The sequence below is a fragment of the Patescibacteria group bacterium genome, from assembly GCA_018819405.1.
Classification (GTDB): Bacteria; Patescibacteriota; Patescibacteriia; order UBA1558; family GWA2-36-10; genus XYD1-37-29.
Map to the genome: position 1 here is coordinate 999,515 of JAHJQF010000001.1, position 13,963 is coordinate 1,013,477.

Below are 13,963 nucleotides of genomic sequence, written 5' to 3' on the forward strand. Positions count from 1 at the left end.
TTATATAAAAATTATTAAATCAGACCTTCTAATGCTTTACTCAAACCTAAGTCAACTAACCCCAAAAATAAAGCGACCACCAAAGATACACCAATCACCATCAAAGTGTGATTAATAGTAGTTTGTCTACTTGGCCAAACTACTTTTGATAATTCTTCTTTAGCGCCTATTAGATAGTTTGCGAATTTATTCATCCCGTTAGAAATTATAGTTAAATTAATTCTCCAATATTTCACTTTATGTATCCCGCCAGCAAACGTGAATTTCTAACGGGATTCATATTTTTAGAAATAAAGGTTTTTTAAAACAGCTCGTTTGGCTGTTTATTGCGCGCTAACTATAGCATATAAAAACTACTTGTGTCAAGACTACAGGCAAAAAGCCCTGAATTTCAGGGCCTTTTGACTAAAACTAAATAATTTTATACAAAATATTCTATTTTAATTTAAAACTACTATAAAAAGTATCAAACTTTTCATCTTTAATTGCACCATTACTTATACTATAAATTTGATTGTCTTTTTCAAAAATTATATTTTTACTATACCAGTCAGGATATTTTGAAGTTGTAACAATTATTTCTAGAGCATCTATACCGTTGAAAAAAATACTTTTTCTACTCTCCTCTCTATCTGGCAAAAATTGATCCCCAATATCCGCTATAATGTTTTCAACTGATATTCCGCTATCTTTATTATAAACATTTATACCCCATTGAAAATCTTCATGCATTGTTTTGGGAGCAAAACCTACAATATAAGGATCAGTTTCTCTTACCTTCCCTCCTTGCCAATCATCAGGATAACTAACTGTAAAACTTGAGTCACTATAAGTCTGCCAATCAGAAGTATCTACTAGAAAATTAAAAGAATAAACAATATTATCATTCATAGAATGATCATAAACACCCAACATTGAATCATATATCATATATACCAAACCATCTTTGACTAAAAAATACTCCTTCACTGTATCCATGCCACTAGCAACATCGAAACTAACAAAATTATTATTATTTATATTTACATCTTGCCGATTATAATAAGCATCATCACCAACAAAGCCACCTTTGACCCAATTATATAATTTATTATAGCTTTCCAAATCATCATTACCATCCAGCACACGTACTTGCACTTCCTGCCTACCGCCCAACATATTATTTTCAGTTGCCGGATATTTTCTGGTCAAAACAATGGCTCTGTCAGAATTTTCCATAGTATAAATATTTGGATACTTTATAGAAAAACCATATTTTTCATCACTATAAGTCTGCCAACCCGACATATCATCAAACAACTCTATAGTCCAGACATCTGGCTGATTTTGTGTATTTTTTTCCAGTTCATCTACTCTATCCTGCAATTTATTAATTTCATCTGTAGCTTTGGCTGATACTTCTTGGACTTTTTTATCTACCTCAGCTTGTTTTTTTGTCTCCTGATAATAATAAACTCCGCCGCCAACTAATAAAGCCGTAACAATAATAGTCACTAGGATGCTAATAAAACCTCTTTGATTCATAATTTTTATTTTAAAATATTTAACAAAGCCATTATAACATATTTATAATGGCTTTTGTATATTATATATCTAGATTTTTGACTGACTTGGCGTGAGTCTGAATGAATTTTTTGCGAGGAGCCACATCAGATCCCATCAGTATCTCAAAAGTCTGATCAGCTCGAGCTGCTTCTTCAATATTTATCTGCTTCATCAAACGAGTGGCCGGATCCATAGTAGTCTCCCAGAGCTGGCTCGGGTTCATCTCACCTAAACCTTTGTAACGCTGGATATTTACCTTTGGCACTTTTTTGGCGCTAGCCTTTTCTTCTTCTGTTTCTTCTTTAGTATCTTCTTCGTCAGTTTCAGACACTTCGGCTTGGACTAAGTCCTCTTCCGAAATACCATATTTTTGTTTGAGGTCTTCCAAAGCACCTTCATTGTAGACATAATCTACATCTTTGCCTTTTTGCACCCTAAAAAGTGGCGGTTGAGCAATATAAATATGACCATGTCTTATCATATCTGGAAAATGACGATAAAAGAAAGTAAGTAGTAGTGTTCTAATATGAGCGCCATCAACATCAGCATCAGTCATAATAACTACCCGATCATATCTCAAACTTTCCAAATCAAATTGCTCACCAATATTTGTGCCCAGGGCTATAATCAAAGATTTAATTTCATTGTTGGCTAGCATCTTATCAAGCCTGGCGCGCTCAACATTTAATATTTTACCTCTAAGTGGCAATATTGCCTGAAAACGCCTGTCACGGCCTTGTTTGGCACTACCACCAGCTGAATCACCCTCTACTATATAGAGTTCACATTCTTTGGGATCACGACTAGAACAATCCGCCAACTTGCCAGGCAGTGTCATACCGTCTAAAGCACCTTTACGAAGTACTGTTTCTCTAGCTGATCTAGCGGCCATACGAGCCTGTGCGGCCAATAGACACTTGCCCAACATCTCTTTGGCATCACGAGGGTTTTCTTCCAAAAATATTTCTAATGCTTCGGCAAAGACTGACTCTACAGCTGGGCGCACTTCAGCATTACCAAGCTTGGCTTTGGTCTGACCTTCAAATTGAGGATCTCCCAATTTGACACTAACAATAGCTGTCAGGCCTTCACGGACATCTTCAGCTGTAAGATTTTGATCTTTTTCTTTTAGAAAATTATTTTTCCTGGCATATTTGTTTAATACCCTGGTAAGTGCTGTCCTAAAACCAACCATATGACTACCACCTTCCGGATTGGAAATATTGTTGGCAAAAGCATAAACATTTTCTCTAAAATCTTCCGTATATTGAAAGGCAACTTCTACATCTATACCATCTCTTTCTTTATTTACATAAAATACTTTTTCCTGTTTTACTTCATTACCATTGTTGAGATGTCTGATGTATGAGGCAATACCGCCTTCAAAATAAAATTTGTGTGCTTTTATATTTTTATCATCCCGTTTGTCATAGACATTTATTTTGATGCCTTTGGTAAGGTATGCCTGCTGTCTCAAGTGGTCTATGATAGTGTCCCAATCAAAATCAGTCACTGTAAAAATAGTTGCATCAGGCTGCCAAATCTGAGTAGTGCCACTTTCTTTACTATTACCGACTGGCTTTACTTTGCTAGTTGGCTTGCCTTGCTTGTACTCTTGAACCCAAAGCTTGCCATCACGCTTGACCTCAGTCCTCATCCAAGTAGACAAAGCATTGACGACTGATATACCTACGCCGTGCAAACCGCCAGATACTTTGTATCCGCCGTCGCCAAATTTGCCTCCAGCATGCAGTGTTGTCATGACAGTCTCTAGAGCAGATTTTTTGGAGACTTTATGTTTTTCTACTGGAATACCGCGACCATTGTCAGAAACTGATACTCTACCCTCTGGCAAAAGCATCACTTCAATAGTATCGGCATTGCCAGTCATAGCTTCATCAATACCATTGTCAACTGCCTCCCAGATCAAGTGATGCAAACCTGTAGCAGCAGTATTACCAATATACATACCCGGTCTTTTTCTGACTGGAGCCAGACCTTCAAGTACAGTAATCTGCTCAGCAGTATAGCCGGCTGATTTATTTGCTTTTTTCAAGTCTGATTTTACTTGTTTTTTTGGCATATCTAATTGTTTTTAAATTGAAAATTATGCCTTAATTTTAGCATAAAAATAGCAAAAAAACAACCAGAAATAATGGCTGTTTTTTTAAATAAAATTTGGCTAATTTTAGCCCAGTTTAGAAATTTACAAAACAATATTTTTTGCCTTAAAACTATAAACTATAGAGTGATTATTTTACTTGAAAATTAAGTAAAAAAATCTAAAGAGAATTTCTAACTGGGTTAGCGTAAACTTGCGTTGAATTTTTTGGCCAAAATGTCCTGGATTTGTTTCATAATTTTGTCTATATCTTCCGAAAGTAAAGTCCTATCGCTACTTCTAAATTCAATGTGGAAAGCCAAAGACTTTGTGCCAGTTTTCATATTGTCTGAGTACTCATCAAATGGCTCTAGATTTTTTATCAAGGCCGATACTTTAGACACCTCTCGGCTAATATCTTGCCATCTAAGATCTTTTTCTACCACTATAGCCATATCACGATAAATAGCCGGAAATTTTGGCAAAGGCTGATATTTTTTGACCTTATTTATATATTTTACCAAGAGACTAAAATTGATTTGGAAAAAAGCAATATTTACTTTAGCTCCACCGCTATCAAACAAATCCGAAGATAATATCCCAAAATTTCCCAAGACTATATCCTGATGTTTGATGTTATATGCCAAATACGCATAATCAAAATTAACTTCTTCAAAATTTACATTAAGATTAATATATTCCATGAGAGACTCTAGCATACCTTTGATGGATAAAAACAAATCTCTTTGATTGGCTTTGCTAACCTCTACTCCAGATAAATATTTATCTTGTTTTGGCAAAAATCTAACTTGTGAATTATCTGTCTGATAAACGCCCTTGCTTCTTTTATCAAATATCCTTTCTAGCTCATAAATCTTAAACTCATCAAACCAGCGCAAATTTTCTTCAGCTCTGGCCAACAAATTTGGCAAAAGAGACATATTGAGGTAACTCTGCTCCGGACTCAAAGTATTTTTTACTTTGATATGCTCATTTAGTTCCAGACCGATTTTTTTGGCCCAAGCCTGATCAGTAAATGGGTAGTTATACACCTCATTATATGCCTGAGTAAAGCTAAACCATCTTTTGATATTTTTTTGTGCTTGATGAGCCAAGTCCAGCTTCGGCTCTACAATCTCTACCGCCGGCAAACTAGCCTGAATGTTGTCATAACCATAAATTCTAGCTACCTCTTCTACTATGTCCTCAGGAATAGAAATATCCTTGGTTGCCCTAAAAGAAGGCACTGTAATATAAAAAATTTTGGCTTTATATTTTACCTCAAATTGAAGTCTCTTTAAAATATCTTTTATTTCTATAGTAGGTATAACTACTCCAAAACGTTTATTTATCAATTCTTCTGAAACTTCCAGATTTATTTCTTTAAAAGGATTATTATTTATATCTACCAGTGAACTAGCTGTATAAGCCTCTGGGCAAAACGACAATATCATCTGAACAGCTTTTTTGATAGCTAGCTCAGCCAAAAGTGGATCTAGGGACTTCTCAAAACGAGCGGAGCTCTCTGACCTAAGACCCATAGCAACCGAAGTATGCCTGATACTACTAGCTTTGAAATTGGCTGATTCTAAAATAATATCTGTGGTGTCTGCACTTATCTCACTATTTTGACCTCCCATAATACCAGCCAAAGCCACATATTTGTGGCTATCAGCAATCATCAAGGCTCCTTCTGGTAATTTGCGACTTTCACCATCTAAAGTCACAAATTTTTCGCCTTTGGCCGCTTGCTTGATTACAATATGATGATCCTCTATATGACTACTATCAAAAGCGTGCATTGGCTGACCCAACTCATACATAACATAATTGGTCACATCTACTATATTATTTATTGGTCTAATACCAACACTCTCTAATCTTTTTTTGAGCCACCATGGTGAGTCAGCTACGGTAATATTTTTGATGATCAGACCCATGTAGCGAAAACAATTTTCCTTGTCTTTGACATCAACTTTGAGTTTTACTTCTGATTTTGTTTTTAAGTCACCCAACGCATAAGCTTTGAGCTTGAGCTTGTATATAGCCGCCAACTCTCTGGCCAAACCATACTGCCCCCAGAGATCAGGACGATGATTGATAGATTTATTGTCTATATCAATGACCAAATCATTAAGCTTTAATGCCTGAGCCAAATCTTGGCCAACTTTTAATTTTAAATTTGTCAGATCAATAATCTCTTTTTCAGATTTTTGCGGAAAAAGATCCCCTAAACCAAGCTCTTCAGCAGCGGCAATCATGCCGTTTGACTCAACACCTCTTATCTTGGTTTTTTCCAAACTTACAAGCTCTCCCTGACCGTGCCATTTGACCTTTGATCCAGGTTTGGCTACTGCCACTAGCATTCCTTTGCTTAGATTTTCACCACCACAAACTATCTGTTCGGTTGTTTCTGCCAGATTTACTTGGCAAACATGCAGTCTGTCAGCATCAGGATGTTTGGTGATTTCTTCAATCTTACCAACTACTACATTTTCCAAATTCTGAGCCTTGTCTATAATTTCCTCTACTTCAACGGTAGACATAGTAAAATCAAGAGCCAGTTTTTCTGGTTTTATATCTTTGGGCAGCTTTACCCACTCTTTTATCCAATCAAGTGACAAATACATAATTTTAGTTAAAAGTTTAAAGTTAAAAAGTCTGAAAGTCCTTGCTTACACAAATAATAATTTTATATTCACGTTACAACTTTGGAATTTTCTGACTTTTAAACTAATTTAAAATTGTTTTAAAAACCTAAGATCGCCTGACTCTAGGAGTCTAATATCATCAATCTTGTAACGCATCATAACCAACCTTGTGAAACCAAGCCCAAAAGCAAAACCCGAATATTTTTCAGTATCAACTCCTCCAAACTTAAGCACCTGAGGATGAACCAAGCCGCAAGGCATCAATTCTACCCAACCAGACTGTTTGCAAACACTGCAGCCAACACCATCACAAATCAAACATTTAAGATCCAACTCAAAACCAGGCTCAACAAAAGGAAAAAATCCGGGACGCAGCCTGACATCTACTTCTGTTTGAAAAAAAGCTGACAAAAATGATTTCATTACAGCTATCAGATTTCCTATATTTATATCCTTATCCACCATCAGTCCTTCCAGCTGATAAAAAGTATGATCATGACTGGCATCAGTGGCTTCATTTCTAAACACGCGACCAGGAAATATACCCCGAAAAGGCACGCCATGCTTTTCTAGCATTCTGACCTGCAAATTGGAAGTCTGACTGCGTAGCAACATATTATCCTCCAGCCAAAAAGTATCCTGACTATCACGAGACGGATGATCATCAGGGGTATTTAGAGCCGTAAAATTATAATAGTCTGACTCTACCTGAGGCCCGTCATAAACTCCAAAACCCATAGAAGCAAAAATATCTTCTATTTCATATTGAACCAAGGTAGAAGGATGCAAATGACCAGCCTCACGCCTGATACCAGGCATAGTTGGATCAAAATCTATATTTTGCCCTGTTTGATTTTTAAAAATATTTTCAGTTTTAGAAAAAATCATAGACAATTCTTCTTTTACCTGATTGGCCAACTTGCCTAGTCGTGGTCTTTCCTCTTGAGCCAAATCTTTGACGTCTTTAAGAACTATAGTCAGCTTACCTTTTCTGCCAAGATATTTGGTCTTCAAATCAGCCAAAAGTTCGCTATCTTTGACATTTTTTATTTCTTCTTCAAATTGTTTTTTTAAATCTTGTAATCTTTTTTCCATATAAAATTATATTTCTTTTTTATCATTGGCTCTAAATACTAAAAACACAAATTCTATCGTGGTGGCTAAAACTACCAAGAGCAAAGTATTCCACCAGGTCAGCAACCTCAAAGATTGTAAAAAAAGTGCCACCAGCAAAACTGAAGAAAATATAACTGCCTGACGAAATGATTCCATAACCATTACTCTGGCTATACCTCTTTTTCTGTTCCAGACACTGCGTAGTAAAAAGCCCAAAAGTGACAAAGTCCCCAATATGCTCAAGAAAAGAGTAAAATAAAACATCAAAAAAATAGATAGGCCTCCCTGATAAGGGTCAAAACTATTAATTATTATAAAAAAACCGAGCCACGCTAAGACGGTGGCCAATAACATAGCAATATTGTAGCTTCTAATAGTCATATACTCATAAATAATACAAGAAAAAGCTATAAAAATCAACTTCAGCCATTCCTAGTTTGGCTACTTGTAGCCTTAGGCAAAACACTTTTAGAAGGAGGCGAGGTATATAACCCGTGGGGTTTTTACCTCGCCTACTAGTGTCAATGAACTTTTAAGCCCAGAAATATATATCTGGGCTTGGTCATGCCTCGATTGTCTGGCTAGAACCAGAAATTATCCGGCAGCAGTCAGCCGGAATCATGACGTGGGTACAGCTCTCCTTCTGGAGTTTGTGCTTCAATATTGAAGCCGCCTGTGGACATCTGACTGCCACAATCGCCTCCCACAGATCGTCAACGCGAACATGGTAGTTGCCGTCAGGGGAAAAAGAAATGTCAACCTCCAAAACAAGACCAAATAGAAAAGGAATCAAGCGAGCAGGAACTTCACAAACATTGGGGTTGCCGGAAACTACGATCTTCATTACTGCACCTCCTTGCTAGAGTAAGAATGACCATTCTCCTTCTAAAAATATTTTGTCATAAATATTATAAATTATATCAAAGTACTATTAATTTAAAAATTGGCAATCATCTACTATATTTTTTCCAAAATAACTATTAATTTTTTTTATCAATTGTTCTTTTGAAGTTTCCATTTTGTACAAAAGACCGTCATCTAAAACAGCAATAGTCAATGTACTGCCCCGAAAATACATAGCCCGAAATTTATCCTGCGACTCTTGACCCAAAATATCTAATAATATTTTATTGGCTTGTTCCAAAAGTAAAGTTTTCTCAATTTGATTGTTCATCCCCTTTTGGCCGAGCGCTTTATCGGCTGCATCTTTAAAGCTAGTCCAGGACATATTTCAGTTTGAATGTTAGAAAGTCAAAAAGTTTAAAAACAACTTTTTAACTTTACACTTTTTAACTTTTAACTTGCTTAGCATAAGGACAAATTGATTTAAAATCACAACTAGAGCACACCTGTCCCGGTGTAGCCGAAAAATTATGACTGAGTATTTTTTCAATAGTAGTCAACATCCAGTCTTTGACCTTGGTGATATCTTTGTCAGTGCCTTTGAAAGACATTGGTGTGTTATTTGTCAAATAAAAGAAGGTGAGATCTTTTACTTCTTGTTTAAATATCTCCTCAGCTGCTATCTGATAAATAAGCAATTGTTTCTTGTCATCAAAGGTTAATTTTTCTTTAGGCCGGCCAGTCTTGTAATCAATCAGCTGCCAACCCGACTTATCAGCATCCACTCTATCAAAAACACCCCGCACACTATAATCTCCTACTTTGATAGTAAAGCCTTTTTCCAAAAACAAAGGCACTGGAAATTTTCCTTTGAATTTTTTGTGATAATCTTTGAGTATCTTTATGCCATCTTGATAATATTTCTTTTTTTGGTCTTCGCTTTCATACCAATCATCAATCCAAGACTCTTCGTAAAATTTTAATAGTTCTTTTTCACTTGGCTCTATTACTTTTTTGGCTTTAGAAAAAAGATCAGCTTGGCCTTTTTCATTTCTTTCAATGATTAGCTGATAAAACTTTTGCAATGTTGAGTGCATGGTTTTTCCAAAGCTAAAATAGGCATTTCCTCTGGTTGGTACTTTAGCTATAAAATTATAAAAATATTGCCAAGGACAATTGTCATAAGCTGTCAGCTGAGAAAATGAAAATACCTTCGGCAGTGGATATTTAGGCTTTTGTGTTTTACTGTCTACATTTTCTGGCTGTTTGGCTGACAAAACTGTTTGAGAAACAATATCTATCTCCTCCAAAAATCTAGAAGGTTTTTTCTGGCTGGCTCCACCATAATTTTTGGCCCAAGTCAGATAAACAGCCTGTTTGGCTCTGGTCAAAGCTACATAAAACAAACGTCTTTCTTCCTGTAAATGAGCGTCACCTGTCGGCAAATCTTCTTTTATAAAATCATCAGGCACTTCTATAGGATCCCTACGCTCTATAGAAGGAAAACGCAGATGAACCAAATTAGTCACAAAAACATACTTAAATTCTAAACCCTTGGCTCCATGAACTGTCATTACTTTTACTACATCCGGTCCAGCTTCACTATCATACTGCATTGCTCCCATTTCGCCTGATTCAATCTCCATATTGAACTGTTCCAAAAAATTGTGAACCGAAGTGTCTTCTATAGACTCTTCTTCCCAGCTACGTATCTTTTTGTAAAATTGATTCAAAAAATGAAGTTGTTCCTGATTGTATTGGTTTTGCTCAATAGTCAACATCTGTAAATAACCGCTATCTTCTAACCACTCATAAACCACACGGGACACTGGATGCTCCTTGGCTAGCTTAGTATGCTTATCAATATTATTAATCAATTCATCTATAATCCTAGTTTCACCTAAGGGTAAATTGATGTGCTGACGATAATTTTTGGCAGTATAATAAAGACTCCAACTTTTTCTAGTGGCTAAATGACTGAGATTTATAATTGTCTCAATTTTCAAACCCACGGCCGGCAAAGACAAAATTCTAAACATAGCTGTCGACTCATGATAGTTGTCCAAAAGTTTGATATAAGCCAAGATATCCTGGACAATGTCCTGAGCGTAAAGACCCCGAGATGCCATAAACTGATGAGGCATACCAAGCTTTCTCATCATAGATACAAAGCCCTGAGCCTGATCATTTGCACGGACTAATATGGCAAAATCCCCCCAATTGATTTCTTTATCTCCCGCTTTCGCGAGAGTATGCTTTTTCTTTATTTCTACTATTTTATTTAAAATTCCATCAATCTCCGAATTTTTATCTTCAAAAGACAGTACATCAATTGATCCTTTATAATCAGTATGGCTAGTCAATTTTTTGTTTAGCGGATTTTTGAGTTTTTTATACTGATATTCCAGTCTGTCTGGATCATTTTGTTGGATGAACTTATAAGCAATATCCAATATCTCTTGTCCACTACGATAGTTGTCTGTCAAAAATATCTCCGCCAAATCAACCTTCGAGGTTGATTTCTTCAACCTCGAAGGTTGAAAATCTTTTTTGAAATTTAAAATATTGGATATAGCAGCGCCGCGGAATTTGTAAATCGCCTGATCATCATCACCAACCACCATAATATTATTTTTTGGAGCTGCCAAAATTTTTATCAATTCATATTGAGCCCAGTTGGTATCTTGAAACTCATCAACCAAAATATATTTGAATTGAGCGCGAAATTTTTTGAGCACCTGAGGACGTTTTTGAAAAAGTTTTAATGTATAATTTATCAAATCACCAAAATCTAAAGCATTATTTTCCAAAAGAAGTTGTTGATAAATATGATAAGCGCTAGCCACCTCTCTAGTACGAGATATCTCCATTTCAGCTTCCTCACGGTCAGCCGCCTGGTCAGTGTCCAAATGCAAATCTTCGGCATATTTTAGATACTGGTCAGGATATACCACTTCATCCTTGAGACGAGAAAAATGAGAAAGCAGCGCATGAATAAAACGAGTGGGATTTCCCAAAGGTGCATAATAATCCAAATCAAATTTTTCTAGGTTTTTTCTGACTAGCATCCAGGCCGAAGTCTGATCAAGTAGCTTAAAGTCACTAGACAATCCAATATCCAGAGCGTAGTCTTTGAGCACCCTTTCACAAAAGCCGTGAAAAGTATGAATCCACAAATCAGCATAGCCTAAAGGAAGTAGTTTATCCACTCTTTCGGCCATTTCAGTAGCAGCTTTTTCCGTAAAAGTAACCGCCAATATTTCATCAGGATTAGCTTTTTTTTGTTCTATCAAATAGGCAATTCTTTGGGTAATTACTGTGGTTTTGCCAGTGCCCGCTCCAGCAATTAAAATAGCCGGCCCCTGATCATGGGTAACGGCTTGTTTTTGGCTTTTATTCAAATAATTCAAATCAATTGCCATAGCCCGTTAGAAATTATAGTAAAAATAGATAATAAAGCATTAAATCTTTAGCCTGCTAGAAATAAATCATTTCTAACGGGTCATAGTATAATTTTAGCGCATAACAATAGAAAAATCAAAGCCGCACGGGATGTCCCATGCGGCTCAAGCTTGCAAGCTGAAGTTGCTTAAGATTTCTCCTTTTGGGTTTTAGCCTCCTTTGAAATAGTACTATCATTGGTTCGAGGACTAGGCACAATACCTAGTATCACAGCTACTCTTTGTAGCCAATCCAAATCGCCTCGATTAGACGGCTCAAACAAACCATGCCACTTTTTACTACTCATATTCACTCCTCCTGTTGGTAGACAATGACACAGATTACATAAAATATGATACCTAAAATTATCAATTTTGGCAAAACCTATAATAGACAAATCTCTAACTGGTCAAAAAGAAAAGGGTCCCGCCTGGCGAGACCCTAGTTTGGGTGGAGGTTGCCAAAGAGCACAGTGGTCGACAGTTAGTTAAGCCAGACTATTATTTCTCCCGCCCATTGGATAACCGTATCTGACTATGAACGCCAGACGGCTGAAATTCATGACTTAACAGACGATCTAACTTGGCCAGAGTTATTTGTCGGACACTTCTTATGAGCATCCGGAACGCTTGTCCTCTAGACCAACAACTACTTTGACAACCCCCATCTATCTGCAATATTACAAATGATTATTAAATCAACTAAATATAATACCATATATATAAAAGATTGTCAACTACTCACTTAAAAAAAGCGAAGTAAGAGCCCCACATACTTGTGGGGCTCTACAGGTACGAGCTCAATCCTTGTGGAGCTCTGGTGGCACAAAGTCCTGATCTGGCGGTTCTGTCAAATCATCAGCCTTATCGTCATCGCGGCTAACTCCTGAATCAGACGCCGCCAAGCTTCCAGACTGAGTATCAGTCTCGTCATCACGTACGTACTTACTCATGCCTCACCTCCTTGGAATGAACAAAAAATCCTGGACTTTAGACCAGGAGCACTTGGGTGATGTTTTAAGAAACCCAAACTAAGCTTCTGACCTAAAACCTAATTTTGACTTCTTAATCTTCTTTATTATATTTATATAATTCATATTATTGTTAGTACAAAAAAACTGCCCGGCTCGGACAGATCTTTATATTTGTTTAAAAAAACTGCCCAAAGCCTATGCTTTGTTCTTCTTGGCAATTTTCTTGTTTACTAAAATTATCATAATATATTATATATTATATAAAAATAAAAAATATGTCAAATAAATTTTTAACTATTCAATCAAAATATATTCCAGCCCATGAGGGACTACTTTACTATAAGCAGTCATAATCTCTATATCATCAGGCAGCTCAGCTATTAGCATTTCTCTGACAGTATTTAAGTCTTTTTTGTATTGCTCCTCTTCTTCCTCAGGTGACTTAAAATTTTTGCTACCACCATAGGCCTCACAATCCCAATGCCACAAAAGTAAAAGTTTTTTCACGTTGTGCATATTTTTGGAAACAGACACCATCTTTTCTATAAAAGAAACTTTGAAACCGTTATTTTTCAAAACATCTTTGGCACTACCTGGCCAAGCATAGAGATCAAAGTCTTCAAATCCCAAGCCACGCTCTACAAACTCCTGATCAGATTGGCGGAATCTAAAATTCACACATTTTATAACCGCTAGCGGACATTCATGCTTACTTAACTTATCATTTGGCACTACAAAATTCATAAATATTTCTTACTGATTATCTCCTGTTCTGATACCTCTTTTTTTGTATTTGCGAGCCACCTTGAGTCTAGCCATTTCTTTTTCCATCTGAGCAGTAAATAAAGCAAAACTCTCAGCATCTGATATTTTTGCTTTCATAGCTTTTTCCGCCCTTTCACGAGCTTCTTCGGCACGAGCCTCATCTATCTCATGAGCCCGTTCGGCAGTGTCAGCTAATATAACTACTTGATCAGGCAATATTTCTATCAAACCTCCCGAGACAGCCATCAAATCTTCATCCTGACTAGCCCCTCGGATACGCTCGGAGTCTACAATTCTTTTGACTACAATCTCACCAGGAACCAACTGAGCTACCAATGGTAAATGATTTGGCAAAACTGTAATTTGTCCCATAGCTGTAGAAACTGAAACTTGAGATACTTCTTCTTCTAGTAGTATTTTTTCGGGAGTAACTATTTTTAGTTTGATTTGTTTCATATTGTTTTGTCTGTCATTCTGGCCTACGAGCCGGAAGCTCAATTAGATCCTGAAACAAGTTCAGGATGACAA

At 36.5% G+C, this 13,963-nt stretch carries 13 protein-coding genes; all 13 read right to left on the bottom strand.

The genetic code is table 11. The features are described 5' to 3' along the window. Positions 1-14: 14 nt before the first annotated feature. The gene (gene secE / locus KKH39_05155) at positions 15-194 is read right to left on the bottom strand and encodes a preprotein translocase subunit SecE (GenBank protein MBU1203401.1); all 180 of its coding nucleotides are present in this window, start codon (positions 192-194) and stop codon (positions 15-17) included. A gap of 241 nt (positions 195-435) precedes the next feature. After that, positions 436-1,524 carry a hypothetical protein gene (locus KKH39_05160; protein ID MBU1203402.1) on the bottom strand — a complete coding sequence of 363 codons (1,089 nt, stop codon included), beginning with the start codon at positions 1,522-1,524 and terminating at the stop codon, positions 436-438. A gap of 61 nt (positions 1,525-1,585) precedes the next feature. After that, positions 1,586-3,628 (bottom strand): DNA topoisomerase (ATP-hydrolyzing) subunit B, encoded by a 2,043-nt coding sequence (gene gyrB, locus KKH39_05165; GenBank protein MBU1203403.1) that lies wholly within the window; start codon positions 3,626-3,628, stop codon positions 1,586-1,588. A 221-nt stretch (positions 3,629-3,849) separates the two neighbouring features. After that, complete coding sequence (gene pheT, locus KKH39_05170) at positions 3,850-6,276, bottom strand: phenylalanine--tRNA ligase subunit beta (protein MBU1203404.1); 2,427 nt, start codon at positions 6,274-6,276, stop codon at positions 3,850-3,852. Positions 6,277-6,384: 108 nt separating this feature from the next. Next, entirely contained in the window at positions 6,385-7,392 is a 1,008-nt protein-coding gene (pheS, locus tag KKH39_05175; GenBank protein MBU1203405.1) for a phenylalanine--tRNA ligase subunit alpha, read from the bottom strand. 6 nt (positions 7,393-7,398) lie between these two features. After that, on the bottom strand, positions 7,399-7,794 hold the full coding sequence (locus KKH39_05180) for a hypothetical protein (GenBank protein ID MBU1203406.1): 396 nt from the start codon (positions 7,792-7,794) through the stop codon (positions 7,399-7,401). Positions 7,795-7,975: 181 nt separating this feature from the next. Continuing rightward, positions 7,976-8,257, bottom strand: coding sequence for a hypothetical protein (locus tag KKH39_05185; GenBank protein MBU1203407.1), 282 nt, complete (start codon positions 8,255-8,257; stop codon positions 7,976-7,978). A gap of 87 nt (positions 8,258-8,344) precedes the next feature. After that, a complete protein-coding gene (locus KKH39_05190) occupies positions 8,345-8,641 on the bottom strand; it encodes a DUF721 domain-containing protein (protein ID MBU1203408.1) in 297 nt (98 codons plus the stop codon). Positions 8,642-8,702: 61 nt separating this feature from the next. Then, complete coding sequence (locus tag KKH39_05195; protein ID MBU1203409.1) at positions 8,703-11,678, bottom strand: ATP-dependent helicase; 2,976 nt, start codon at positions 11,676-11,678, stop codon at positions 8,703-8,705. 167 nt (positions 11,679-11,845) lie between these two features. Beyond that, positions 11,846-12,004, bottom strand: a complete 159-nt coding sequence (locus KKH39_05200) for a hypothetical protein (GenBank protein ID MBU1203410.1) — start codon at positions 12,002-12,004, stop codon at positions 11,846-11,848. Positions 12,005-12,496: 492 nt separating this feature from the next. Then, the gene (locus tag KKH39_05205; GenBank protein MBU1203411.1) at positions 12,497-12,649 is read right to left on the bottom strand and encodes a hypothetical protein; all 153 of its coding nucleotides are present in this window, start codon (positions 12,647-12,649) and stop codon (positions 12,497-12,499) included. A 315-nt stretch (positions 12,650-12,964) separates the two neighbouring features. Continuing rightward, entirely contained in the window at positions 12,965-13,414 is a 450-nt protein-coding gene (locus tag KKH39_05210) for a hypothetical protein (GenBank protein ID MBU1203412.1), read from the bottom strand. Positions 13,415-13,423: 9 nt separating this feature from the next. Then, entirely contained in the window at positions 13,424-13,882 is a 459-nt protein-coding gene (gene atpC / locus KKH39_05215; protein MBU1203413.1) for an ATP synthase F1 subunit epsilon, read from the bottom strand. Positions 13,883-13,963 lie beyond the last annotated feature (81 nt).

Coding starts and splice junctions, on each gene's coding strand:
- secE (MBU1203401.1), bottom strand. CDS start 194: ATGAATAAATTCGCAAACTATCTAATAGGCGCTAAAGAAGAATTATCA.
- KKH39_05190 (MBU1203408.1), bottom strand. CDS start 8,641: ATGTCCTGGACTAGCTTTAAAGATGCAGCCGATAAAGCGCTCGGCCAA.
- gyrB (MBU1203403.1), bottom strand. CDS start 3,628: ATGCCAAAAAAACAAGTAAAATCAGACTTGAAAAAAGCAAATAAATCA.
- KKH39_05185 (MBU1203407.1), bottom strand. CDS start 8,257: ATGAAGATCGTAGTTTCCGGCAACCCCAATGTTTGTGAAGTTCCTGCT.
- KKH39_05160 (MBU1203402.1), bottom strand. CDS start 1,524: ATGAATCAAAGAGGTTTTATTAGCATCCTAGTGACTATTATTGTTACG.
- pheS (MBU1203405.1), bottom strand. CDS start 7,392: ATGGAAAAAAGATTACAAGATTTAAAAAAACAATTTGAAGAAGAAATA.
- KKH39_05195 (MBU1203409.1), bottom strand. CDS start 11,678: ATGGCAATTGATTTGAATTATTTGAATAAAAGCCAAAAACAAGCCGTT.
- KKH39_05205 (MBU1203411.1), bottom strand. CDS start 12,649: ATGAGTAAGTACGTACGTGATGACGAGACTGATACTCAGTCTGGAAGC.
- KKH39_05210 (MBU1203412.1), bottom strand. CDS start 13,414: ATGAATTTTGTAGTGCCAAATGATAAGTTAAGTAAGCATGAATGTCCG.
- KKH39_05180 (MBU1203406.1), bottom strand. CDS start 7,794: ATGACTATTAGAAGCTACAATATTGCTATGTTATTGGCCACCGTCTTA.
- pheT (MBU1203404.1), bottom strand. CDS start 6,276: ATGTATTTGTCACTTGATTGGATAAAAGAGTGGGTAAAGCTGCCCAAA.
- KKH39_05200 (MBU1203410.1), bottom strand. CDS start 12,004: ATGAGTAGTAAAAAGTGGCATGGTTTGTTTGAGCCGTCTAATCGAGGC.